The organism is Brasilonema sp. UFV-L1 (assembly GCF_012912105.1).
Lineage (GTDB): Bacteria > Cyanobacteriota > Cyanobacteriia > Cyanobacteriales > Nostocaceae > Brasilonema.
In genome coordinates this window covers 1-26,023 of sequence record NZ_QMEA01000115.1, presented here as the reverse complement: position 1 = coordinate 26,023, position 26,023 = coordinate 1, and the positions used below count along the sequence as shown (strand labels likewise).

14 protein-coding genes and 2 pseudogenes are annotated in these 26,023 nt (G+C 41.0%); 6 read left to right on the top strand and 10 right to left on the bottom strand.

Translation table 11 applies throughout. The annotated features are described in order from the left end of the window. Positions 1-27: 27 nt before the first annotated feature. A complete protein-coding gene (locus tag DP117_RS25745) occupies positions 28-591 on the bottom strand; it encodes a pentapeptide repeat-containing protein (RefSeq protein WP_169221065.1) in 564 nt (187 codons plus the stop codon). A gap of 723 nt (positions 592-1,314) precedes the next feature. On the opposite strand from DP117_RS25745, the gene DP117_RS25740 reads away from it, so the two are divergent. Together DP117_RS25740 and DP117_RS25735 are read left to right on the top strand one after the other, a co-directional pair. Then, positions 1,315-2,376, top strand: coding sequence for a CHAT domain-containing protein (locus tag DP117_RS25740; protein ID WP_169221064.1), 1,062 nt, complete (start codon positions 1,315-1,317; stop codon positions 2,374-2,376). A gap of 195 nt (positions 2,377-2,571) precedes the next feature. After that, complete coding sequence (locus tag DP117_RS25735) at positions 2,572-4,545, top strand: NACHT domain-containing protein (RefSeq protein WP_169221063.1); 1,974 nt, start codon at positions 2,572-2,574, stop codon at positions 4,543-4,545. Between the two features lie 532 nt (positions 4,546-5,077). On the opposite strand, the gene DP117_RS36520 is transcribed toward DP117_RS25735, so the two are convergent. The 3 genes and pseudogenes from DP117_RS36520 to DP117_RS25720 all read right to left on the bottom strand — a co-directional run bounded on the left by DP117_RS36520 (position 5,078) and on the right by DP117_RS25720 (position 12,087). Further along, on the bottom strand, positions 5,078-8,014 hold the full coding sequence (locus tag DP117_RS36520) for an NHLP bacteriocin export ABC transporter permease/ATPase subunit (protein WP_248277831.1): 2,937 nt from the start codon (positions 8,012-8,014) through the stop codon (positions 5,078-5,080). A gap of 201 nt (positions 8,015-8,215) precedes the next feature. Further along, a pseudogene (locus tag DP117_RS36515) lies at positions 8,216-10,531 on the bottom strand (NHLP family bacteriocin export ABC transporter peptidase/permease/ATPase subunit); the annotation flags it as partial. Between the two features lie 116 nt (positions 10,532-10,647). After that, on the bottom strand, positions 10,648-12,087 hold the full coding sequence (locus DP117_RS25720; RefSeq protein WP_169221061.1) for an NHLP bacteriocin system secretion protein: 1,440 nt from the start codon (positions 12,085-12,087) through the stop codon (positions 10,648-10,650). Between the two features lie 227 nt (positions 12,088-12,314). Between DP117_RS25720 and DP117_RS25715 the strand changes: the two genes are divergently transcribed. Continuing rightward, positions 12,315-12,545, top strand: a complete 231-nt coding sequence (locus DP117_RS25715; RefSeq protein WP_169221060.1) for a hypothetical protein — start codon at positions 12,315-12,317, stop codon at positions 12,543-12,545. A gap of 539 nt (positions 12,546-13,084) precedes the next feature. Here DP117_RS25715 and DP117_RS25710 read toward each other — a convergent pair. The 3 genes from DP117_RS25710 to DP117_RS25700 form a co-directional block, all read right to left on the bottom strand. After that, positions 13,085-13,354, bottom strand: a complete 270-nt coding sequence (locus tag DP117_RS25710; RefSeq protein WP_169221059.1) for a hypothetical protein — start codon at positions 13,352-13,354, stop codon at positions 13,085-13,087. A gap of 797 nt (positions 13,355-14,151) precedes the next feature. Next, on the bottom strand, positions 14,152-14,421 hold the full coding sequence (locus DP117_RS25705) for a hypothetical protein (RefSeq protein ID WP_169221058.1): 270 nt from the start codon (positions 14,419-14,421) through the stop codon (positions 14,152-14,154). Between the two features lie 1,162 nt (positions 14,422-15,583). Beyond that, complete coding sequence (locus tag DP117_RS25700) at positions 15,584-16,408, bottom strand: helix-turn-helix domain-containing protein (RefSeq protein ID WP_169221057.1); 825 nt, start codon at positions 16,406-16,408, stop codon at positions 15,584-15,586. Between the two features lie 1,053 nt (positions 16,409-17,461). Between DP117_RS25700 and DP117_RS25695 the strand changes: the two genes are divergently transcribed. Beyond that, positions 17,462-17,629: a transposase gene (locus DP117_RS25695; RefSeq protein ID WP_248277828.1), complete on the top strand. Its 168-nt coding sequence runs from the start codon at positions 17,462-17,464 to the stop codon at positions 17,627-17,629. Positions 17,630-17,865: 236 nt separating this feature from the next. Here the strand turns inward: DP117_RS25695 and DP117_RS25690 are convergent, their stop codons facing one another. Together DP117_RS25690 and DP117_RS25685 are read right to left on the bottom strand one after the other, a co-directional pair. Beyond that, positions 17,866-19,644, bottom strand: a complete 1,779-nt coding sequence (locus tag DP117_RS25690; protein WP_169221056.1) for a bifunctional serine/threonine protein kinase/MFS transporter — start codon at positions 19,642-19,644, stop codon at positions 17,866-17,868. A 104-nt stretch (positions 19,645-19,748) separates the two neighbouring features. Continuing rightward, positions 19,749-21,353 carry a peptide ligase PGM1-related protein gene (locus DP117_RS25685; protein ID WP_169221055.1) on the bottom strand — a complete coding sequence of 535 codons (1,605 nt, stop codon included), beginning with the start codon at positions 21,351-21,353 and terminating at the stop codon, positions 19,749-19,751. A gap of 806 nt (positions 21,354-22,159) precedes the next feature. Here DP117_RS25685 and hisC point away from each other — a divergent pair. Further along, positions 22,160-23,255: pseudogene (hisC, locus tag DP117_RS25680) on the top strand (histidinol-phosphate transaminase). A 776-nt stretch (positions 23,256-24,031) separates the two neighbouring features. Here hisC and DP117_RS25675 read toward each other — a convergent pair. Beyond that, complete coding sequence (locus DP117_RS25675) at positions 24,032-25,294, bottom strand: folylpolyglutamate synthase/dihydrofolate synthase family protein (protein WP_169221054.1); 1,263 nt, start codon at positions 25,292-25,294, stop codon at positions 24,032-24,034. Between the two features lie 364 nt (positions 25,295-25,658). Between DP117_RS25675 and DP117_RS25670 the strand changes: the two genes are divergently transcribed. Next, the coding region (locus tag DP117_RS25670) for a phytochelatin synthase family protein (protein WP_248277827.1) at positions 25,659-26,023 on the top strand (365 nt) is incomplete at its 3' end.

Genomic DNA, 26,023 nt, shown 5'->3' with positions numbered 1-26,023 from the left:
CATCTCCCCCGACTCCCCCGACTCCCCCTATTCTCCGTAACAGGTTGTACCAGGAACTTTGTCAGCGGTGAACTTACTACATTCTTTTTGAGTTGGACGCTGTAGTGACCACTCATAAAATTTATCAGAAGTGACAAGCCCTGTAGGCATTGTGGTCAAACGGAAATTTGCGCCTCGAAAGTTTGTATACAGTACTTTTGCTCCTGTGATGTTAGCAGCTTCCAAATTGGCACCTATAAACCCAGTAGAAGTCAAATTGGCATTTTCCATAGACGCTGATTTGAGATTCGCACCTGTCAGGGAAGCGCCCGATAGGTTGACGGAAGTTAATACCGCAGTTTCTAAATTTGCACTTGTAAGATCAGCATTTTTGAGGTTTGCCTGAGATAAATTAGCACCCTTCAAGTTTGCATCTCGCAAATTGGCTCCACTTAAATTAGCTCGAGACAAGTCAGCACCACTCAAATCACAACGAGGACAAACATTAGTTGTCTTCAAAAGTTCCAAGTCTTGCTCGTTGAGTGCAAAGGCTTGTGCTGTTAATCCAAAAAAAGTGAACAGAACCGTAGTTGTGGCAACTTTAATGTTCATATTTTTACAAATAAACTCAAGTTAGAAAATGTGGTCTTAGATGTAGTGCTATACTTAATATAAGACGAGTTCAACACAGAATAAGAATAAAGAACTCATAAAGAAGTTGTTAAATTTACGTAAATTATTAGAATTGCACTGTACAAAAGTGAACGCAGTTTATAGAATAGAATCATCTTCGGATATATACAGAAACTCTATAGTCTACGATTTATTTTTTCCCCTCGGGCCACATATAAGAACGGCTGGGGGGAAATTATTTTTAGCCGACATTCCCCAGACTTCGCCGCAATGACAAGTCTTTAAGCGGACATGATATGAGTTCATAACTTTTTTAAACGCACCAGGTAGCGAAGGAATCCGCATAGGCGTTTCGCCTTCCCGCAGGGTAGGGACGCAGAGTTTCGTCAAATTTAATCTGCTACGAATTAATGAAATGCTGTACTAACAGGAAAACTTCAACTTCCCAGGTATTTAGCCGGAATCAGGTCTCATACATTTGTAGTTTTGTGTGAAACTATTTTCTATATAGCTCTTACATAAGAATTTGATGCTTATGTGTCAATACGGTTCGATTAAGGGTAGTTCGCGTGCTTAGAAACCCGGTTTCTAGAAGAAACCGGGTTTCTGTCAAGCGTGCTTATCCGAACCGTATTGGCTGATGTGTTCTTTATTTGAGATTTTCCCCGCCAAAATCTCCGATGTTGTTCTCAAAAAAAGAATATGAAAAAGATTTTGATATTATCAGCTAATCCCAAAAATACAGATCAGCTTCGTTTGGATGAAGAAGTGCGGGAAATCCAATCAGCATTGGAACGTTCCAGAAGCAGAGAAGAATTTCAAGTCATTACCAAATGGGCTGTTCGGATTAATGATTTGCGTCGTGCTTTGTTAGACGAAGAACCACAGATTGTACATTTCTCTGGACACGGGATCAAAACTGGAAATAGTTTGTTGAATAATCATCAGGAAGAAACTAGAGAACGTGACATTGTTCCTCGACACTTGCAACCTAGTGGCATAGTTTTGGAGGATGACTTTGGACAAATGCAACTGGTTAGTACAAAAGCACTTACAGAACTATTTGAGTTATTCAAAGACAAAGTTGAGTGTATTTTGCTCAACGCTTGCTACTCCGAAAATCAGAGTAACGCTATTTATCAGTATATTGATTGCGTTATTGGCATGAATAGTGCTATTCCAGATAACACTGCCATTAAATTCTCTGTGGGATTTTATGATGCGATTGGTGCTGGTAGAACTTATGCAGATGCTTTTAAGTTTGGTTGTAACAATATTGACCTTAATAATATTCCGGGCGATTTGATTCCAGCTATAAAAAATCGAAATCAATCTAAATCTTTATTCTCACCGAATTCCAAGGAGCAAAAACCAAACATGGCAGGCGATCATAACGATAATAAGCGTATTCAAGGCGGTTATATACAAGGAAATTTTTCTGGTAACTATAATAATTCCGGCAATTACATTGAGGGAAATTACAATGGCATAATTGAGAAACAAAACCTTGCTGAATCTGCTGCGGAAATTCAGAAATTACTAGAACAGTTGGACAAGACTTACTCTACAGATACCTTTTCTGGAAAGGTGCAAATAGCAAACGAAACTATTAAGCTGATTGAAAATAATCCTACTTTAGCAGAACGGATACTTAGTGCATTAAAAACGGGCAGTGTTAAAGCTTTTGAGCAATTTTTGAGTCATCCTGCAGCTAGTTTTGTCATTGGCGCTTTGGAAGATTGGCAGAAAACTAAAGATAATTAAACCCCTCCCTAACCCTCCGCTTGGTAAGGGGCTACGGTGTACACACATCTCACTCAAAACCTCACCCTTGCTTTTAGCGTAGCTAAAATCTTTCCCTCTCCTTAGTAAGGAGAGGGATGCCCGGAGGGCAGGGTGAGGTTCCGAATGCAGTCATTTACTTTATTTGCTATTAAATAACTTTACTTAGATAAGACTATGACAGAAAATAAACAGCCAGAAAATAACGGCAACATAAGCCCTGGCAACGATAATAAACGCATTCAAGGCAGTCATATACAAGGAAATATTTCTGGAAATTATCAAAATTCAGGTGATTATATTGAGGGCGATTCTGTTCGAGGAAGGAATAATTTCTTAAACAATAACTTTGTACTTTTTGGACGCCAAAGTAGTAATGAAGCATTAACCTCAGCAAAGTATTCTCGAATTCGACAAGAGTTGTTAAAACAGGTTAGCTTGGAAGTTGAAAGCCGGATAGAGAGTTCTCTTCATAACCGAGTTTATATTGTTTTAGATGCAGAGCAAAACCCAGAACAAATTGAATTACCTTGGGAGAGTGAGATAAAGGTAGGCTCAAAACCAAAAGTTCATTTAACAAATACGGAAATAACTACAGTTTTTGACGAACCTGATATTGGAGGCAGGTTATTAATTCTGGGAAAGCCTGGTGTTGGAAAAACTACCATGCTTCTTAAGTTAGCAGAGGAGTTAGTAAAACGTGCTAAAAACGACTCTGCATATCCCATAGCCGTGTTGTTTTCTTTAGCTACTTGGAAGAATGATACTCAAAATATTAAAGATTGGTTAGTTGAGCAGCTTAAGGATAAATATGGGGTACGGAAGGATATTGGTAAACAGTTAGTAAAGAATCAAGAAATTATACCCCTCCTAGATGGTTTGGATGAACTAGCGGCAGAACGTCAAGAAAAGTGCGTTATCAAAATTAATGATTTTATAAACTCTGGATGGAGCAATCCTTTAGTTGTTTGCAGTCGTATACAAGAGTATCAACGTTATAAAGCTTTGCTTCAACTAAATAATTCTCTGGAATTACGCCCTTTTACTCAAGAGCAAGTCTACCAATATTTACAAAAGACAGGTCATTTACAATTGTGCGACAGTATTAATCAGAATGAAGAGTTAAGAAAATTAGCTAAAACACCACTTTTCTTAATGATTATTGTACTTTCTGCTGAAGAACTATCAATAGAAATATGGCAGCAGTTCAAGTCTTCTCAGGAACGGCTAAGCGATCTATTTGAGGCTTACGTCATTAGAATGCTGGAACGTCCTTACAAGGATAAAAAAAATAAAGATAAAAAACGACCTAATCAAGAAAAGACTAAACGCTGGTTAGGTTGGTTGGCACAAAGGTTGAGTGAGGAAAGTGTAACAGAGTTTTTGATTGAAGGAATGCAACCCAGTTGGTTGAAAAATAAAATTCAAAAAGTTGTTTATAATTTGATTGTTGGGCTGATTTCTGGGCTGATTTCTGGGCTGATTATTGGGCTGATTATTGGGCTGATTGTTGGGCTGATTGTTGGGCTAATTTCTGGGCTAATTTCTGGGCTGATTTCTGGGCTGATTTCTGGGCTGATTTCTGGGCTGATTAGAGATGAAATTCAAACTGTGGAAAAGATAAGATTCTCTCTAAAAAAATATTCTTCTGGGCTGATTATTGGGCTGATTATTGGGCTGATTGTTAACCTGATTGTTGGGCTGATTGTTGGGCTGATTGTTGGGCTGATTTCTGGAATTTATGGGCAAGACATTGAAAATAAAATTCTTCCTAATCAAGGTATTCGCCAATCAGTTATTAACACTATTATTATCTCATCAGGAATTTGTTTACTATCTACATTATTAATATTTGTCATGAAAAAATTTCAAGAACCAGATATTAATTTAGAGAAAGCACTAATTTTTAGTCTAGGATCTGGAGTCTTTTTTGGACTGCTTATTGCAATACCCAAAAGTGGAACACCTGCTATCAAACATTTCGTTTTGCGCGTAATTCTCTGGGCTAATGGTTACGCTCCTTGGAATTATGCCAAATTTCTCGACTACTGCACCAATCGCCTATTTCTACAACGAGTCGGTGGTAGTTATCGCTTTATCCATGATTTGTTGCGTCAGCATTTTGCTAATTCTTATGGTCAAAAAATCTAGCACTTGTTCAAGCAATTCCAGTAGAAGCTTCTGTTCCACAAGTTCAAAATCATATTGTTTGTACCAATTGTGGTCATCATAATGCGGCTAATTGCAACTTTTGTACTAAGTGTGGGACAGGATTGATAGGATGACACAATTGTTAAGTAAGAAACACACGTAGGGGAGCCAGTACTTGATGAGGGTTTCCCGACAGAGGTATCTGGCGTTGGGCACTGCCAGTCAGATCCTGCCCACGATATGAGGATTTTAGTGGCAGTGCCCACCCTACACTACTACTTAGTAAGCTACGGTGTACACACAAGTCATCGAATTACTCAAAATTCGGAACCTCACCCTGCCCTATCGGGCATCCCTCTCCTTATTAAGGAGAGGGAAAGATTTTAGCGCAGCTAAAAGCTAGGGTGAGGTTTTGAGCGCTTCGGTGTGTATACCGTAGCCTTAGTAAGGGGAGGGGACGTAAAGCGTAGCTTTACGGGGGTGGGGTAACGTTTCCCGACAGAGCAAACTTTCCAAGACGATTTTTGAATTGTCACGTCATCTGCCTCGCCATCAACTGAGCAAATAGCCCCTCAACTTTAGCCAGTTCCTCAAAACGACCCTGCTGCAAAATTCGACCTCCTTGGAGTACATAGATGCGGTCAGCGTTACGGATTGTACTCAGTCGGTGGGCGATCGCGATTCGGGTAACTTGCAGTTTATCTAAACTTTCACTAACAATCGCCTGAGTTCTGTTATCAAGCGCACTGGTAGCCTCATCAAATAACAAAATGCGGGGTTTTAATGCTAAAGCGCGAGCAATTAACAGCCGCTGTCGTTGTCCGCCGGAGAGATTACTACCTCCCTCACTGACGATTGTATGCATTTGCATCGGCATCGCCGCAATATCATCCGCGAAACCTGCCATTTGGGCTGCTTCCCAAGCTTCATCCATCGTAAGGGCTGCATTACTGGCAATATTCTCAAAAATAGAGGCTGACATCAAGCGACTATTTTGCAGTACTACACCTAATTGGCGGCGCACAGCGTGGACATCTAACCCTGCTAAGTCTTGTCCATCGTAAGAAATCGTACCAGATTTTGGGAATTCAAATCCCAAAAGTAACCTTAATAAAGTTGATTTCCCGCTACCTGAAGACCCGACAATGGCAATAAATTCTCCGCTTTGGGCGTGGATACTGACATTATCCAAGATTAATTGACCATCATCGCGGTAGCGGAAAGATACCCGATCTACATCTAATCTACCTGATAGCCTTCCTGGATCTGCCTGATCAGACTTGACTTCCGGTTCAGCTTGCAATATCGGTTGAGCACGTTGCCACAAAGGCAAGACTTGCAAAATTTCCACAACTGTGCTACTCAAGCTAGTGGCTCCGTTAACAAAAGTGCCAAAAGCGACGTTAAATGCTAAAAAAGTGCCAGTCGATAAACTAGATCCTCCAGGAACTTGGGACTGCCCAATTAAGCTAGTAGCAAACCAGAAGAGGGCTGCAGTCGTTAATGCAGGTAACACCTGATTGATGACGGTGACACTGTCTTCAATGCCCTGCGTACTTAGCATCAATTTCAATTGATGCGTATACTGTTTTCCCCAATAACCAAAGGCACGGGCTTCAGCTTTGGCGACTCGGAGTTTGGCAACTCCATTAATTAACTGCACCATCACACCAAAGATTTGTCCTTCTTGCTCTAGTAGAGGGCGAACTTTGCGGACAATGAGAATACCAGAGATGATTGTGACAGCAATATTTATCAATGCTACCACACAAGCTATCAAAGCTAAGGGAAGACTGTAGTAGAACAATAGTCCCAGATTGAGTAGCGAGAACAAACTGGAGAAGATTGTTTTTAAGATTGTATTACCCAGTCTTTGGCGAATTTTAGTAATAGTCGTGACTCTAGAATCCAAATCACCAACTGAGAAGGAGCGAAAAAAGGAAGCCTTTAACTTTAACAATCGATCCCACACTGCGGCTTGGGTGGAGGAATCGGCAAAAGTTTCTAGCCTAATCATCGCCAGCCCTTGGGCTAGTTGAAACAGCATTCCGCCAAAGGCAGCAGCTATCAAACCAAAAGCCATTTGGCTTAATAACCCCCGATTAGCATCTGGGATAGCTTTGTCGATGAGGATAGCTGTAGCTTGAGGTGTCAACATTCCTAATAAGCTGACACTCATTCCCATCACTAAAATTATAATTAGTTCTTTGTAATGACCTTGAAGGGCAAACTGAAGCAAATCAAGAGTTTTCAGTTGTTTATCAGGTAAAGGTCGATAGAATGCGTAGGCAGTGGAAGCTAACGCTGTTGCTATGCGGGCATCCACACTAATGCGCCTCTGTTCCCAAGGGGCGTAGAGTTCGTAACGCGTAGCAGACACTGGTAATAGTGCTACTGGCAGTTTGTCCTCAAGCGTAAATGCTAACATCGCCCCGCAATCCTTTTGCCACCAGTTGTCTCGCAACTGAATTCGCCGCACGCGGATATGCGAAGCGCGGGCGATCGCTTCTACAGGATCTTGCACTCGTGATAAATCTTCTAAGGCAGCTGGGGGACGAATCTTAATTCCTAATGCTCGTCCTACGGCACCAGCAGCAATTAGTAAGGCTTGATTTGGGTCAGTTGAATCAAGACTACTACTAAATCCTAAACGATTATTTAGCTTGTCTGACCTTGGCTGTGGCAATACAGATGCTAATTCTGCTAACGTCTCTTGCATCACTTGCCTCTCAAGACGTTCTCTGGCTTGAAATCTCAGTAATTCTGCATCCACTTCCTGCCGTTGGAGCAGATTAATACAATCGAGGAAATAAGTTTGTAATTGAGACAAACCGCCTAACAAAGAATTGATATCTTGGATTTCTAAGGTGTGAATACTTTTCAGTTCAACAGTGTTATCTGCTTGTAGCCACATATTCGCACCTAAAGGCAAGATTCCTGATGCAGGGGTTAACGGCAGTTCCTCAAACCCCATCCATTTAGCACGTCCTTGCAGGAGTTGCACCCATGATATTTGATGGGGCTGGAATATTTGGTCTTCGACTAAGGAGAAGTGGCGGACTTTGGGAAGCGATGTTGGTGTCGTTGGTGTAGTGATGCCAGCAAGTACCGAACCTAATTGATAAATCCAGCGTTCTATCAGAGTGACTACTTCTGTGTTAGCGTTAGCAAACAACTGGTTAAAGTCGGCTCTGGATACTTTGAGAATTTCTGTCTCCTCAAGCGACACTGCTAAAATCTCTTGCTGCTTGCCTTCCAAACTTGGTGCAGTAGCAAACATCGCCTGCCCTGCTGTGCTACTAAATAAATAGCGACGGGTACCTTCTGGAATTCTATTATTAACTGCAATCGCAAATAGCGCCAAGCAACCAGATTTCACTAGCCAAATTGTCTGTGGGTCATCTAGCAGTAGCGATTCATTACATTGTAAACGGTAGTGTTGTCCTTTGAGATTTGAAAAAGACAACAGGGATGAGGGAGATGTTAGCGTTAGCGCAGCGCCCCTGGAGGGACTACCGTTAACGAAGTGGACCCCCAGTCGCCGTAGGCTGGCAGAGTCTTCTAATTTTGAATTAGATCCTTCGCTTCGCTCAGGACGCTCCGCGATTTTGAATTTTGAATTGATTTGCTCCCCTGCCTCAAGATCTCCCCACACCGGGTGCTCCTCACTTCCCTCACTGCGGATTAATTGTAAGTACAGCCCTTCAACTTGCTGTAATTCTTCATGGCTTCCCCGTTGGACTATCTTGCCCTGATCAAGGACAATAATTTCATCACAATCTCGGATGGTTGAGAGTCGATGTGCCACGATGACGCAAGTGCAACCGCGCAACCGCAGATTACGAGTGACGTTCTTTTCTGTTTCGCTATCTAAGGCGCTAGTGGCTTCATCCATGATCAGAATACTAGGATTATTCACCAAAGCACGTGCAATTTCTAGCCGCTGTCGCTGACCACCACTCAAATTGGTAGCACCTTCCAAAAGGTCGGAATTGTAACCATTTGGCAGTGAAAGGATGACATCGTGAAGTTCTGCGTCTTGACAAGCTCGAACCAGATGACTCTCAGGAATTGTAGTATCCCAAAGCGTCAAGTTATCTCTGACGCTCCCAGCAAATAACAAAATCTCTTGCTCTACAACAGAAATAGAATTGGCTAGTACTTGGCGAGAAATTTGCTCTCTGGGTTTGTCGTCAAATCGAATTTCTCCCTGCCACGGTTGGTATAGCCCACACAAAAGTTTGGCAATAGTAGACTTTCCAGAACCACTTCCACCTACCAAAGCAACTCGCTGCCCTGGCTTGAGCAAAAGATTAAAATTTTCAATCAGCGGCGGAGCAATTTGGCTATAGCCAAATGTCACATTGCGTAATTCAACGTATCCCCTGAGTTTGGGCAGAGGATAGGGGGATGTTAGCTCACCTCGGTGTCGGCTGGGGGACAAGGAAGACAAGGAAGATAAGGAAAAATTTATTTCTCCCTCTGCTCCTGGGTCCCTCTGCCCTTCTGCTCCTGGGCCCCTCTGCTCAAGTTGCCGATCAATGGGATTACGTAAGACATCATCAAGGCGAGTGAGATTACCTTCCATCTCTTGGAGTTCACTTCCCAGGTTGATGAGATTACTTACCGGAGCGAAAAACCTTTGCATCATGCCAAGAAAGGCTATTAACATTCCGATGCTCAAAGCTCCATCCATGACTCGCAAACCGCCTATAGCTAAAAGTAGCATGGAAGCGATCGCCCAGAGAAAAGATGGTAAAACACCTATTGTCTGGTTTGTTTCTTGTAATTCTTGCTGCGTGTTGATGGCTTTGGCATAGTGACCCGCCCACCGGGAAAAAAAATCTGATTCTAACCCAGATGCTTTTAAGGTCTCCATACTTTGAAGACCAGAAATCTCTACGCCGCTAACTTTTCCCTGTTCTTGGATGAGTTTAATATTGGCATCTACGCGTCGCCCTCTCACCCACTGCAAGGCAGCAAGGTTTATAACAACAAAAGCGATCGCAATTAAGGTTAGTACCACATCATATTGCAACATCACTATTACATATAGAAATACAGATGCTGCTGCAATCACTGTAGTCGCTAACTCACCCGAAAGCATATCGGCTATACTATTGTTGAGCTGTATACGACTACTGATTTCCCCAGCATACCGCTGATCATAAAAACTCAGAGGTAAGCGTAAAATGTGCCACAAATACCGACTCTTCATCCCCACGGACAATTTGATTTTCATCTTCCGCAAGAACTGCAACTGTAAGAGCGTCAAAAACGCATTGAGTCCGGCTGTAAGAATCATGCCTAAAATTAGCGGGTGCAACCATTCATACCGATGCTCAATCAACACGTTGTCTACAAATACCTGGGAGAATGCAGGTAGCGCCAGTCCGGGAATGACTAGCAAAAATCCTGCCAGCACGCAGTAAATCAATGCACTAAGAGAACCTCGCAGCCGTGACCACAAAGCTAAGATTGTGCTGGGCTTGCGTCCTCCGCGTTGAAATTCTGCACCAGGTTCTAGAACTAGTACGACACCCGTGTAAGCACCATTAAATTCTTGTAGGGAAACAGCACGCCGTCCCATAGCGGGGTCATTGAGATAAACTTGCTTTTTGCCGAATCCCTCTACAACTAGGAAATGATTAAAGTTCCAAAATATAATATAGGGACATTTTAACTGCGACAAGCCAGCTAAGTTGGTCTTAAAGCTTTTGGCGCTGAGTTTATAGTTTCTAGCAGCCTTTAAGATATTTAAAGCACTAACTCCATCCCGCGATACACCGCACGCTTGCCTTAGTTCCGTCAGTGGGACAATGCGATTGTAATAACCTAGAATAATTCCCAAAGCAGCAGCCCCACATTCTACTACCTCCATTTGCAGCAGAGTAGGAGTACGACACCGCTTATTTTTACGCGATAGCTTCGCTGCTGCGCGGAGCGCAGATCGCTTTAATATATTTCTTAGATTTTGCCAGAACATAAAAATATTTTTAAAAAATTTTGACTGTGATTTAATTTATAGTCATCAAAATAATGAAACGGTATGGTTTGTGTTCCGCCGGACATGGTATCACATCATTTTTCTCATCCCCAGTATCACGAAATGCCACTCCAGGATTTTAAAAGCGGTAGGACAAATGTAATCGGGGCGCGTTCTTCCACAGTGACTTGTACTGAGGTAGTAGTTCCTGAAGTGACTTTCATCTGTGGTCCTTGAGAAGAAGACCATTTGTAGCCGCTGAAGGTCGAAGAGTCTGATTGCAGTCGGGAAGTAATTAAGATTTGCGGTCCTTGTGACATTAAACCTTCCACAAATTCGGTATTACCGACTACACTTAATGCATTCTGTTTAGTCACAGGAAAGGCTGAGACATCTGTGACAGCAGCAATGATGCCACCAAAGCGTTCCCGTTGCACTGTACTAGGCGTGACTTGTAACTGCATTCCCGGTTGAATTTGCTTGCCATCGCCAACAGAAAAAAATGCCACACTCATAGGTTGAGCTGATCGCTGTTGTGCGGCTATCGTTCCTATGGGTGTACCCTGTAAGACAACCTGTCCTGGAGTTGCCGAAATTTCTAAAATCCGTCCAGAGTAGCTACTTTTGATTAAGCTGCTACTCGACAGTTGCAGTGCTAATTGAGCAATATTGCGCCGGACTTCCTGAATTTCTTTTTTGCGAGTAGTTACTGCTTCTAGGTCTTGTTGCGCCGCAGTTGCTTTTTTACTATTTAGTTGTTTTAACTGTGCTTGCAAATCTTTAATTGAGTTCAGATTCTCTAGATATTGTCTTTGTGCATCTGCTTCCTTGACATCCAGTTGCTTGAGCTGCGATTCGGCTTCATTAATTTGTGTCACAGCATTTAAATAATCTTGCTGTGCCTGTAGTACCGTATCACCAGCAACTGCTCCTTCCTTTAATAACTGCTGACGGTTGTTCAATCTTTGTTGGAAAGTAGGTAGCAGTTCTCGCAGTGCTTTTAAACTTTGTGTTTGGTTGGCGCGATCGCGTTGAATCGAATTTAGCCCTTTCTCTCTTAAAATCGGTGTTAGCTTCTGTACTGCCTGAAGGTTTTGCCGCAAAGATTCGCTTTGCTGTTTAATCGCTTCTTTGTCTGCGTTTTGCCGCTGTAGTTGCGCTAAACTAGCAGCGCGATCTTCTGTTTGTAGTTGCTGTAATTTATAACGTTGTAGTTGTAGCTGTTTGGTGAGTTCGCTTTGGTCTAGCGTTGCCAATATATCTCCTTTATTTACAAAGTCGCCGACCCGAACCTTGACTGTTTGTAATTTACCTGCAACCGGTGACTGAAATGAGGTAATTGTACTGGGATAGACTATAATTCCAGTACCCGTTACCGTAATTGGGATTCGACCTAAAAAACTCCAAGTCAGCCCCGTCGCCACTAACGAACCAACAGCAACTATAGGTAGCCAATTTTTCGGGCTGACTACCTGCATGATTTGATCTAATTCTTCAGGCGAAGAAGCACGCTCTAAAGCTTCTTTGCGGAACAGGTCGCTTTTTTGATTAATCACCACAGACCATCCCATTCTGCTACCGCAACTTTAGAAGTTACAGCTTTGATAAAGGGTAAGCAATCGTAACGTTTTGTTTGGTTTGGCGTACTATTATGCATAGGACTTATGCACTCTCGACGTAAAATCAAGGTTTGAGATTGCTACCCTACAGATTCTCCGTACTCCTACAGGGAAGCAAGCTACGCATCAGTGTCTTCGTTAGGAAAGCTGACTTTTCACGGCATGTGGAAAACGTCCTAAATGAGAGTTTTCCAAAACCTGATTTTTCCGTTGCTCCTAGTCATGAATTAACCACTATTGGCAATAAGGGTGTGGAAAAAACCACACTGTTTCCTGGTTTGAGAACTTCCCGTGAAAAGTCAGGTAAGGAGTACGCTGCGCTATTGCTCTGTATCCTGCCCAAAGGCTTACGTCAACGCTGTGCAGGCAATTTCGTCACCGTGCGTAAGTTCTAATCCATATACGAAAATCAACCTACCATCTAATGAAAGGTCGAAGGCTGAGGAAATAAAAATTTTTGATGCTTCAATTCTGCATAAACAAGAAATGGCTCCTGTCAGAACCACAATTTTATTGATTTTTTAGGGGAATATTGACGGGTAGGTAAGAAGTAAGGGATAATAAGAGAAGGTCTCTTACCATTTGACCTTTCACTTTTATCCAGCTTACACCCGCCAATGTTCACGCAACGTTGTAGCAGGTTTTGCAGCCAGAAAATCTCAGACCACTATGTTTAAGATGCTCGTATACTTATTCGTAAGGGTCGTTTTTAGTCCTTTGTCAGTTGTTCGCAGCATCTGGCAAAGGACTACTGGTTAATAACTGTCTTAACGAAATAATCTATAACTTGCATACTTTCTAGCCTAGTGCTGTTTTGATTTGTAGTGATGATACAAATCATGATAGAGGGGTTTTTGGCAATACAAACCGCGCTTAGTGACTTTTGGTTGAGGTGGTAACTCAACTTGAGCGTACTATGGAGATAACCTAGTACCTAGAACGAGCCATAATTGATGTACGCACTGTCTTTGCTCTTATCAATCTCTTGATTTGAAGATTGATAAACCTTAGCATCTCCTTTACCAATTACTGTTGCCTGGCCAACTTGAGTGGATACTTGTACGTTCTCACCTTTGGCTTCAACCCCAACTTTAGTCTTATTATTGACGTCTGTACCGTATCCTCCTACAATTCCATAGATCTCTTCATCAGCTAACTCGGTCACAACTGCGAGTGTTTCTTGCTCAAATTTTACAACTGACATAAAAGTTCCTTCCTTGTACAAAATAGTTTTGCGATAGTGAAATGACTTCATTTTATTAACCAATCATTGCTAATAAAAAAATCTTTCGAGGCTTTGATAGTTCTCTGCTATTTTTTTATTAGTCTTGTTGTTAAAATTCACTTAATATCTGACATTTAACAACCTTATTTTTTGGTTATTTCCTGCTGCAATCTCACTACATTTATATAGTACATATATTGACAAAAAAGATCTATAAAGAAAACATGAAGTTCAGAAAAATATTTTAAAGATTAGACTGATTAAAATTATAAAATTCAAATCCAAAAAATCTCTAATTAATAAAAAAAAAGATAGGAGAAAGAGAAATACTTAAATAGCTATCAAGCTATTAATAAATTCAAATTTAATGTGTAAAGTAGACAGTAAATCTACAAACAAACTTTTTTTAAAGTTACTTACAGATATTACAAGTCCCTACAGCTTAGGCAAGATAAAACATACCAAATGATTCATGAAAAACAATATCCCCGACTTCTTTAGAAGTCAGGGATACATACTTTTATTGCATGCACAAAGCGTGAGTTTAAATGTAACCGTTCACGGGGAGTAGGTCTTTTTCCTAAATGCCAAAAAGACAATTGGCAGCCCGCTATAGCGGTTTTTCCTCTTCAAAATTATCCAGAAAAAATCAAATATCGCCTGGTTATAGTAGTGATTTCGTGCGATTTCATGTTGGATATTTTTTGATCACCCCGTGAACAGTTACAGTTTAAATAGATTTGTCGTGAATGCTAATTCATTGCAATGTCTGCAGGTCAAAATGAAATTTTGAAACCTGCAACGTTTATCCAAATAAATGGAAAAAATCCGCTGTTTTGAGATGATTTTTTATCACTGTCGCTTACTATTTGTTGACTAGAATCGTTAATGGTAGAGTCACTTCCATTAACTGTAACCACAGATTCTTGTGAAACTCTAGAATCAACTCCTCCCACTATTCCTTCTAATTCACCTTCTATCAGTTCCTGAACAATAACTTTCTGATTACTGGTGGCTTGGAAACTGATTTGATTGACATTAGTCATAATTCAACTCCAAAAAATGTGTGTAATTTCTGCCTAATACCTATTTACAAATAACAATTTTTTAAGATGTTGTCAACACACAAAAATCTCTTGTATTTCATTTTTTTAGATAAATTATTATCAGTTTTTATAATTTTAATTATTAACGTTACCACTACATCTAACCTACGATATATAAGTTTCATTCGACGATTTTTCACGCAATAACATTGTCAGTTAAAAATGAACCATTAGGACTTATACAAAAATTAAGTCCAAATGAAGGCCAAACTGGCATTAGACGCATTAAATACGTCACTATTAAGGATCAGTCAAGCGAAAAATCGAAAAGATGTAGCTGCTCTAAAAGCATCTATTGCTTCAATAAAAGTGTTTAAAGGAATGGCGTTGCTGATTTGAAGTATGAATCCAAGTGTAGAGACATACCATCCGAAAGTTCTACAAGGGTTTGGAATCACACGACATCTTTTTCATACATGGATTCAGCAACGCCAAAGGAATGCTCGCCCATCTTCGTCAGCTATCAGAACTTCTCTAGTTAGTTCTTGAGCAGACATTTGGTCTTGAGTAGGTAGATTGATGTCTGACATATGACTTTTTAAAGCTGGAAGTTTACGGTCATTATGTTACATTTTTCACAATTCCAATACAATGCACTTTTTCTGGATAAAGAATCACATTTTTTTCGTACCACTATTGACAAACTTTACTAAAACTTTATGATTTATGTTCGATGTCATGGATGAACTTATACAAACTTCAGCATTGTAGTGAATAACCCTCAATAGTTAATTGAACTTTTTTACGTACGATAAATGATTCGTAAAAAAACACCCCGACTTCGAGATCGAAGTTGGAGTTCTGAATAAAGTTTCACAATAGATGCGTAATATCTGCATATTTCAATGCAGATAGGCATGCAGATGTTAGCCAATGAACGGGCAGGTAGAAGCCATCTACCTGCGAATACCGAGTTGCAGTTAGTCGGTGAGAGCCTGTGGACTGGTTGATAGCGTTAGCGCAGCGCCCCTGGAGGGGTATGACCAAGGAAGTCCTGTGCAATGTCCACGGAGTTCCCCCTCCCCTCTTTGAGATCCTACTCTTTAAAGCGCTTTCAAGAATCTTTTTGTGAGACTCGCAATTTTTTCGCTTTTATTCGATGCTACTTCTGGGAGCGTTGCATCTTTCTCCAAGCTTGAGGAGTGGTTCCGTGGTACTGGCGAAACTGGCGAAAGAAATGACCCTCATGTTGATAACCAACTGTTAAAGCAATCTGATTTGCACTTTCGTTGGTTTCTAGCAGTAAAACACGTGCTGCTGCCATTCGGCGCTCAATGATCCAATGATTCACTGTTTTTCCGGTGTGACGTCGCACTAAATCTGTTAAGTAACTTGCGGAGTAGCCTACTGCCTGAGCAACATTGGAAAGAGTGATAGCTGAATCATAATTCTTCTCAATAAAATCAAATATTTGACTCAGTAAAGAATCAGTAGAAAATATTGAGTTATGGTCTGTTGAGTTTGTTGTTTTAACCGGAGATGGCTCAGACACCTGCTCAGACAGAGTAACACACCAATGCTTGTTGAAAATACTTTGTTCTTCCAAACTACCAGTGTAGATGGAGAGTTCCCTTAAGTCAGATATCTTTCTCAAGAATTCCTCTAGAGCAAAAGACTTGTTTGAATATTCATCTGTTTCCAAATTCATATCTTGGTGCTGTTCAAGGTTACTTGTATTAGGGCTGACAAAATTGAAAGGAATAATTGCTCTGACAGAGCCTTGATACAGCACTTTTATCAAACCGGAAGCATTAAGTTCAGGCATTTTTATTTCACAAACTACATCATTTTCAGGAAGTGGTTTTCCTGTCTGTTTTATGCTGACAAAATTATTTTTTGAGTCGGAACTCTTGAACGCTGTCGCCTCTAAGTCTTTTAAAAACATGCTACTGCCTTGCACCTGATCTTCAACAATGAACAATGCCATCTGGTGTTCCTAATTTTTATTTCTTGCTCAGAGATATGAGCGAAAGAGACTACTGTTAGTAGTAAAACAAAACAAGATTGTAGACACAAATCAACAAAAGATTTGGCAAACCCATTGGGTATTGCGGATCAAAGTGCCCAAAAGTGATGAAAAACTCTATTTAGCCGGTCAATTATTATGAATCAAAAATCATTCTGATTTCTTTGGAAGTTATCTACTAATATAGAAATCCTGTTTGGTTTATGAACAGACTAGTTGAGGTAAGGAACAGGGAACACTTAACAGGGAAAAGGGAATTTAAACTGTACTGAGTGTCAGTTCATCAATCAAATAGGATTCCTATAGCTAATACAAAATTTAGTTGCCTCAAGAAACAAATTCCTAACTTTGCTTAGTTTCTCCAAATATTTTTTTTGGAGAAAAAAGCTTCGCACAAACATAGTTTTCTGTTAGTAATGTGGAAACTACTTTGTTACATAACATACCTGAAAATTAACATATAAATTCGGTTTTTTACTATAAAAAAGTTTAAAGATTTGTTAAATAGAATGTTGCCTTATAATTTTTTCTCAAAAAAATATAGCTTTAAAAATCACTCTCAAACGCAGATAAATGTATCTAAAAGTATTTGACAAATAAACATTTTTTTAGATGAATACGAAGTTATCAAATTTTGAGTATTGAACTGAAGTTTGCCAAACAAAATTACTCTTGTGGATAGTTGTGTATCATCAGTCATCAATCTATCGGATGATTAGTAACTGGCACAAGTGGGAATTTTGAGGGTTGGGAAAAGTCTAGATAAAACTGGACAACCATAAGTAGATCGGCAAAAATATTTACAGTGCTGGAAGCAGAAAGCCCATCCCCTTCTAGGTGGGACGGACAGATACCTCTGTCGGGAAACACTCATCAATTACTGTCCTCATGAATGCGTGGCAACTTTAGTTGCAGTCCAGACTGTGTTACAATAAATACGCCAGGGTGAAACTCCTCTAACCGAAGTGAAACGGTTAAGACACACTTTGAGGCCCGGAATTTAGGGGTTCAGAGTTGGTTGTAGTTGACAGATGGTTCCCTAGCAGTAAGACCTGTTCCAACTGCCGAACCATAAAAGAAACACTCACCTTAAATGAGCGAGTGTTCCATTGCGACCAATGTGGTTTTGAGTGCGATAGAGACTTAAACGCCTCTATCAATTTGGAAAAAGCCATCAGTTAGATGGTGTTAGCCTGTGGACAGAGTGCTGCCGACAGTTCTGGATGAAGCAGGAAGTAAACGAAACTCAAAGTGATAAGCAATGAAGATTGTTGAGTAGCTTTGAGTAGGCTTTATATAACGGCTGACGCAAAGGAGTGTAGAGTTTTTAAAAATAAAGTGTTAAATCACTCCGACGCAAGCGCAAATGATATAACTCTGCAGCTTTCCTACTTCCCCTGGTTGTGCTTCCTGCAAAACTAACGCCAGCCCAGCAAGCGCAATCCAGGAACAATAAGGTAATGACTCACTCCCAACCAAAAACTCAAAACAACACCGACAAAGCCAAAAAAAGTCGTTGGAAGCCAGAGTTCGTTCCAGTTGAGTGAGTGAAGGAAGTCAAATAAATTTGTTGGAAATCCTAAAAAAAATAAAACTGCAAAAACAATAGCGGTACCAAAGGCAGAAATGATAGCGTACACAATATGATGGCTACGAAAACCCAAACTAATGGTGAGCAGAGAAACAGCAGCCAAAATTAATCCGACTAATCTTTCATCACCTTGTTCTGGTGTGATTAATTGTAAAACAAGCCAACCGAATCCATAACTGATAATCCCCATAAATGATATGACAAAAAACCGTCGCTTCTGACCAAAACCTCCCGCAAGCGTGAGTCCCCATGCTGTTCCTAAGCCAGCCCCGGCAAACAAAAGAAGTTCTGCGCCTGAGACACGTGGAGTTGTTAAAATCAGTGTGGGTAGTTGATGAGATATTAATCTGGTAATTTGTTCGTCTATGGTTGTCTGTGACGCTAAAGCAAATCCACCGATGGTACCAACACTAGCGCCAATACCAGTGATAAGCATTGTCCAAAATGTGTCGAGACAAGCAAGAAAAACGTTGAAAATCGCCTTTAATATAAAGAGAGTTGTTTGACTTACGGCATGAGCAGAGTGAGTTAGTGCTTGCCCAACTGAGTCTTCTACTTGAACTAATATCCCCTGGGCTTGTCCTAAACTTTGTCGAAAAGATTGTTGTATTTTGGAAAATATCCCTGGCTGTGGTGAGACTCCAGAAATTTTGACGAGACGTTTTTGAAGGATTGCTGCATTTGCTGGACGCGATCGCACGTCCTCTTGTATCATGTCTTCTAACAAGTCTGCGAGTTGAGAATTGACATTCACCCGATTGCGCCAAACCAACTCCCCAGTTGCGGGATTCTGCAAATCAGAGAGAGATTTACCTGTTAACATCTCAATCATCGTTCGACCAAGAGCATAAAAATCAACACTAGGTCCGATAATACCTCCAACAATTTGTTCTGGGGGACTGTAGCCAGAAGAATATAATCTGGTTGAAGAAGGTTTGTTACCAAACAAGTTGGAATTATATTGTTTTGCTCCACCAAAATCAATCAGCACCAGTTGCTCATCTCTCCTTGTTCCCTTTTTGTTGGGAGAAGCTTGGGAAGCACGCAGCATTAAATTAGAAGGTTTGATATCGCGATGAATGATCTTGCGAGTGTGTAACTCCTGTAAAATGTCCACAGCTTGGATAAGCCAGTTTAAAATCCACACCTCTGAACACCCTTGGGGATACTCTTGGAAAATTTCCTCAAGAGTTTGACCATTAATTTTCTCCATTACCAGACAATGGAAATGATGGGGCTTGAGATGATTTTGTACAGTTGTTGCAGATAACATCTCTACAGAAAAATACCCATCAGCATCGACTCTGGGAACACCTGGATGTCGCAAAGTTCTTAGAACCGCCGCCTCTTGGGTAAATAATTCCAGCGCCTTGGGTGAACTTTCCATCAAGACTTTCAGCACTTTTTCTGTTTGTGTCTTTTGATCCCAAACTGTATAAATTTGGGCAAAACCGCCTGAACCCAAACGCTGGAGTGGGACATAACGATCTAAAAGATGTACTGGTGCGCCACAGGTGTGACAAAATTTGTTTCCCCAGGGTTGGGGATAAGGACGCGGACAATCTGAATTAATGCAATGAACTGCATTTTGATTGATGTGGGACACAAGCGTTCAAAGACATAGCCTGAGTCGATTGTACATAACTGTGGACTGGGAAATGGTTCCTAGTTAGTCATTAGTCATGAGTTGTCTTTTTTGACAACTAACAACTACACCCATCCGGTGCTAGTAGGGAAGATATATTCCAATGACGAACACAAACCGTTATTGTTGCTGGAAGTCTCTTCATCCAAGACTTTGACGACTCTGTTGTAAATTTCTTCTGCCTGTTGTGGAGAGTCGCCTATGCTTGTCAATCCCAACTTACCAAACTCAGAAAGACAACCCATCAAATGAAAGACTGTTCCTGTCTCGGTTCCGGTGTCAAAGTGTAGCCTGTGGTGAGCGATGATGTCCATCAAATCGTTAGGCAAAAGCCCTCGATAGCGGTCTTTTTGCAGGTTGTCAGTTGCAATGTAGTATTTGGGACGCCCTTGTTGACTATAAAACAAACCTGTCGAAAGGTCATAACGACCATTCGTCAACAATTTTAGAGTCATAAACGGATGAGTTGTACCGCCTTTGCGTAGGTTAATTTCAATTGCTTGAATGTCCCACTCTTCGTTACCTTTGTCAACGGCGATAAAATCAACTCCAAATCTTTCTAATGCGCCTTTTGCTGCCAAATTTCTGCCAATTTTTAACCCAATTTGCTGTAATTGCAGTCGATAGACTTCATCTGCAGGAAATCGACAACCCAAATAAATTTGACCGTCTGGCCCACCCAGAATTTGGTCGTGAGTTGAGAGGATTTCTACCTCGCCACCCGGTGTAATACGTCCTTGCACGCTAGGCGATCGCTTGATTTCTCCTTCTACAAACGCCTCAACAATTGCTCCTAACTCAGCGATCCGTCCCGAAAAGTTTTCCCAATTTTCTTGTTTGGCTTGAAAGCTCATTCTTTGAAAACGCTCTTCCATCGCTGCTACGCGTTCAGTATGAGAAGCTTCCCCAGGTGCTAAACTCATAATTGGTCTCAAGTCTAACAGAGCATTCCCTTCTCCGGAAACTCCTTCGTTGAGTTTCACCACCATCCGTTTTAATCTTGGTTGACGCTCCCATAAATCAGCAGCCGCTTTTGCTAAATCCAGTTGGTTCCAAACTCTCTCGCTACCATCCGGATGGGGAACACGACTTTCTGCAAAGATTTGCCGACTACCACTTTTAGTTCCCCATATTTGCAGATCAGGTGCAGCCGCGTAAAGTGGTACTCCTATTTTTAGGGACAATTCCCCTTCTAGTTCTGTAGCATTGTAGCATATCATAAATGATTTCTCAAGCCTTAAAGCTTGACGAATCCGCGCTATGAGGCGAGGGCGCTCCAAAACCTTTTGCGTCAAGGGTTTGAGAGAAGAATCGTAAGTCGAAAGTAGTAGCAAGCGATTGCGCGCGTGAGAAAAAGGAATTCCAGGTAATAATTGCAAATAATAATCAATGATACTAGGATGCAATGGTAATGATGTTATGTAAATAAGTCTATTACGGGGATTTTGCAGACGAATTAAAGAGAAAAGCAACCGTTCTTCATAATGTTCACAACCTTCAACTTTCTGTAGTTCGCGTTGGTCAATGCTTATGGAGGGAACAATGACAATATCAGCGTCACCGCTATCAAATGTTTCAACTGTTTTCCAACGCTCCCCTAAAGTTAATTGAAGATGTCGAAACTTATCAGATGATTCAAAAGAAAAATTATTGAGCATTTGTATTGTCATAACCCAGTCTTCAGCCTTGCTGTCTCCAGCACTATTTAATAATGGTATATCTTAATTAATCTGTGTTTGCCGATAATATTTAACACTTAAATATTTAAATTAACACTGAAATATTTAAGTTTTCTATCCTACTGCTTTTCAGTTCACGATTTATATCCATCAAAAGTCGTAATCTCAAATGACGCTTAATAATTTGTCAAGTAGTGAGTGAGACGAGAAACTGAAGAACTCAAATCTCACAGAGAATTTTCGATAGATGATTTTTACGTCTTAAGATTGAGAAAAAAGAAGTTTTTTTACATCTAAAGGGCGATAAATTATCAAAAAAGAGTAGATAACTTAATGAATAGATGAAAGATTTAATCTTTCATAGTAAAGATACAGTTATGTATCTGTCTTCAATTGTTAGATAAAGAGCGTGCGTCCTGTGTGAGGAGGATCAACTGCATTTTAGTGTAGCTAGTTTTGCAATCAGTTAGGACAGACTTATAAAGAGGGGAAAAGCCGCTAACTGGTAAATAGCAATTGCAAGCAAACACAAAGATTAAACCTTGGATTGAATTATCGATCCAAGGTTTAATTTTACCAAAAAGAACTCACAACTCAGAACTCAGGAGCCACAAGGCGCGAGTGTACGAGTGACAGCCGTAGGCTGGAATCATACGCCTCTGCTTTTAAGTATGGAGGAGTAGAAATGCAGAGCATCCTATGACTTGCAATTTGCTGTATTTATTTTGGCACAACAGAAGTATTGGCTTTTGGCAAATGCGATACTAAGCAATGAAGCCATTATTTGACAACCTTAAATGTTGAGCTACTTCCGTCCTGCCATTGATGCGATGACTGGCTACATTCCAGGTGAACAACCCAAACCAGGAACAAAAATTATCAAACTCAACACAAATGAAAATCCCTATCCACCTTCCCCAAAGGCAATGGAAGTGCTGCACAATTTAGATGGTGAGTGGCTACGACGCTACCCGGATCCATTTGCAACAGAGTTTTGTCAGGCGGTGAGCAATGTGTTAGGAGTACCCGCAGATTGGGTGATTGTGGGTAATGGTAGCGATGAACTGTTGAATGTGCTGATACGCTGTTGTGCGGAGGGGAGCGATCGCACAGTTGTGTATCCCGTACCAACCTACGTGCTGTATCGAACTTTAGCAGCCATACAACCTGCACGAGTAGTTGAGATTCCTTACTCTGCCAATTTTCAATTACCAATCAAAGAACTCGTTGCGGCGAATGGGGCAATTACGTTTATTGCTTCTCCAAATAGTCCCTCTGGTCATGTGGTACCTTTAGATGAACTGCGAAAATTAGCGCAGCAAGTGTCAGGAATTGTGGTGATTGATGAGGCTTACGTTGACTTTGCTGAGTATACGGCATTGCCGTTGGTGCAAGAATTCGAGAACGTGATTGTGTTACGTACTTTGTCGAAAGGGTATTCGTTGGCTGGTTTGCGGATGGGTTTTGGGGTGGTAAATCCAAAACTTGGTTCAGGTTTATTTAAGGTAAAAGATAGTTATAATATTGATGCGATCTGCCGAAGGCAGCAGCGAAGCTATCGCCCAAGCAGTCGGTACAGCAGCAATGCGAGATCAAGCTTACAAAAACGCTTGTGCAGATAAAGTGAAAATCTCGCGGAAGAAACTAGCGCAAGATTTGAAAAATCTAGAATGGAGAGTGCTTGATTCTGAGGCGAACTTTGTTTTGGCAACTCCTCCACAGGGAAATGCGGAGTTTCTTTACTTAACTCTCAAAGAACGAGGAATTTTAGTACGTTACTACAAGCAAGCTGGGTTAGAAGATAAACTGCGGATTACAGTAGGTACGGACGAGCAAAACCAGATTTTAATAGAAGCGTTAATTAATGTAAACAAAGAAGTAAGAAAAAAGTAGGAAGAAGAAAAAACACTTCTTCCCTATCTAAATATTGGAACACGAATCATAGAGATAATCCTTTCGTGTAAGTTATAAGTCCCTTAGCCCACCGCTACCAAAATGTCCTTTCTGCAAGCACTACTAATCAGGTAGTTTGTAGTTGTTCCGAGTTAGGGAAACGCCCGGAGGTACGTATCAGGTAGCGGCTCATGGGCTAGTCATCTCTTGCGTTGCAAGCTGATTCTTGCAAGCCTACACGCTCACCGAAGGGAGCGTGTAGGTAGTTGACGGTATGATTTTCAACCTATTTTTTTCACTTTTTTATCCACCAGCCACCAGAATAAGGACCACTCCTCCAATACCCACCCTCTTCAGACGAGGACCACTCCCCAGAATAACCTCCCGACGACCATGTTCCACTCACCGCCCCTTTTTGGACAGACTTTCTATTTGAGGGTTCCGAGGGTTCAGGGTTCGAGTTCCACTGAGGGTTAACCCCAATCGTAATGTTAATGTGTATCATGATGATAAAAATTGAAAATGAAAATTACCTTTTCTAAGGTACCTAATAATACTGACAAGAGCAAGCGAAGCGTAACATACTCAACAGACCGTACCTGCCCACAGCAAACTCCCACCTCTGTTGGCTTCCACGCTCAAGCCTAGGGAGCATCCCAATTTTGCAAGAACGTGTTTGATACTCGCGAAGCTGCGGATTACGGTTGGTACAGATGAGCAAAACCAGATGTTGATAAAAGCGTTATTCCATTTGTAGATGACTAAAGATTATTTATTTACCATTTTGCCTCTGCACTTCCTAAAAAATGCCCAACTAAATACAGCGAACCACACAAAATGACTAAATTATCCGTCGAAGCAAAAGCGACCTCAAGGGCTGATAATAATTCTTGATAGGTGTGACAAAAGCTTAATTCTGGACAGATATATGAAGCAAGTTTTGCTAATTCCCCAGGATTTGCTGAACTATGATCTGGTACTGGCACTAAATACAATCGGTCATTTGGTCGTAATAAAGCTTTGAATATCTCTCCATGCTCTTTTGTTGAGAGCATTCCCATCACCCAACTAACCGATTTAACATTTAGTGTATTTACATAATCTCGCAAAACTTGAGCAGCGGCTGGGTTATGAGCACCATCTACTAACAATTTATGGTTTTTCCAAGTTGTCCATTGCATTCGCCCCAACCATTTTGTATTTGCCATTCCTTCAAGAATAACTTCCTCAGAAATCTGCCAACCCTGCGTTTGTAGAATTTCCATAGCAGCTAAAGCTAAAGCTGAATTCGTCAACTGAATTTGTCCTTGTAGTGGTAAAGGATATTTAAGTTGTTTTGAATGATAAATTGTTTCATACTCTGCCCATCCTGGAGAAATTTGACGGGAAGGTTGAGGCGTAATCAGGGGACATTGTAATTCTAAAGCACGGGCTTGCACAACTTGTTCTGCTTCCTTTGGCAAGGATCCCACAACAACAGGACACCCAACTTTAAGAATACCAGCTTTTTCTGTTGCAATCTCACCAACAGTAGAACCAAGAACCTGCCAATGTTCACGACTAATTGAGGTGATAATAGTGACGAGAGGTTTTGAGCAGACATTTGTTGCATCCAAACGTCCTCCTAATCCAACTTCTACCACCGCCACATCCACTTTAGCTTGTGCAAAGTATAACCAAGCAGCTGCTGTAATGACTTCAAATTGAGTTGGTGACTCTTCTCCTTCCCAAATTGCTGCTTTGACTTGCAGTAACAATTGGCAAAATTCCTCTGAGGAAATTGGCTGTTCGTTCAGGCAAATACGTTCTGTCCAATCTACCAAATGAGGTGAAGTGTAGCGTCCTGTGTGATAACCTGCTTGAGTGAGGATAGAACTGAGGTAAGCACAAACAGAACCTTTGCCGTTAGTACCCGCAACATGAATGACTGAAACTTGGTGATGAGGATTTCCAAGATTCGCCAGCAGCTTGATAATACGTTCCAATCCAAGGTGAACGCCAAAGTGTTGGAAGGGTTGAAGTAAGGAATTAATCGTCACGTTGGCACCCTGAAGAAAACTTGAACACAAGGCTCACAAGTATGTAATTTGTACAAACTTCTGATAGTTTATCAATTGTGAGGTTTAAAGATATCACCTGACAAGTGCCGTCTACGCAATTAGCAAAAGCTTAATGCCTTAATCATTGGTTAAGCAAAGCCGATTATGATTCGATTGGATAAGGAGTCACCCAAATGAGCAAAAAAGACCTAGAAACAATCAAATTGGCAGAATTTCAGCAACCTACAGATGCTGCAACGTCACTGCGATCGCCTATGGACTAACAGCGCTGGGACACCCAACAAACATAGATGATATTTTCTACGTTACTAGGCTACCGATTGCGACTGTTTTAGACGACGGTATGACACTCGCTGAGACTTATGACACCAGCGTCAAGTACATTGAAACGAAGAACTTACCAATTTCCGTCACAGTCGAGCATTTCGACAAAGCGGATATGACACTTGATGCTTTTGTGGCGGAAATCGAAAGAGCCGTCAATGACGAGAATGATATCCACATCTTAAATTTTAACGTTGACATTGCCCACGGAATAAAATTAGGTGGTGGTCACTTTTCTTTATTGGCAGACTACGAACCGGATACACAATTACTGACTATCGCTGACACAAATCCTAAGCGTTACACACGTTTTTGGAAATGTCCCGCAGAACGGATGTATCTGGCGTCAATAGATAGGGCTAGGAACTGTAACTTAATATCTAG

Coding starts and splice junctions, on each gene's coding strand:
- DP117_RS25745 (WP_169221065.1), bottom strand. CDS start 591: ATGAACATTAAAGTTGCCACAACTACGGTTCTGTTCACTTTTTTTGGA.
- DP117_RS25710 (WP_169221059.1), bottom strand. CDS start 13,354: ATGTCAGTTGTAAAATTTGAGCAAGAAACACTCGCAGTTGTGACCGAG.
- DP117_RS25685 (WP_169221055.1), bottom strand. CDS start 21,353: ATGACAATACAAATGCTCAATAATTTTTCTTTTGAATCATCTGATAAG.
- DP117_RS25740 (WP_169221064.1), top strand. CDS start 1,315: ATGAAAAAGATTTTGATATTATCAGCTAATCCCAAAAATACAGATCAG.
- DP117_RS25735 (WP_169221063.1), top strand. CDS start 2,572: ATGACAGAAAATAAACAGCCAGAAAATAACGGCAACATAAGCCCTGGC.
- DP117_RS25705 (WP_169221058.1), bottom strand. CDS start 14,421: ATGACTAATGTCAATCAAATCAGTTTCCAAGCCACCAGTAATCAGAAA.
- DP117_RS25700 (WP_169221057.1), bottom strand. CDS start 16,408: ATGGCATTGTTCATTGTTGAAGATCAGGTGCAAGGCAGTAGCATGTTT.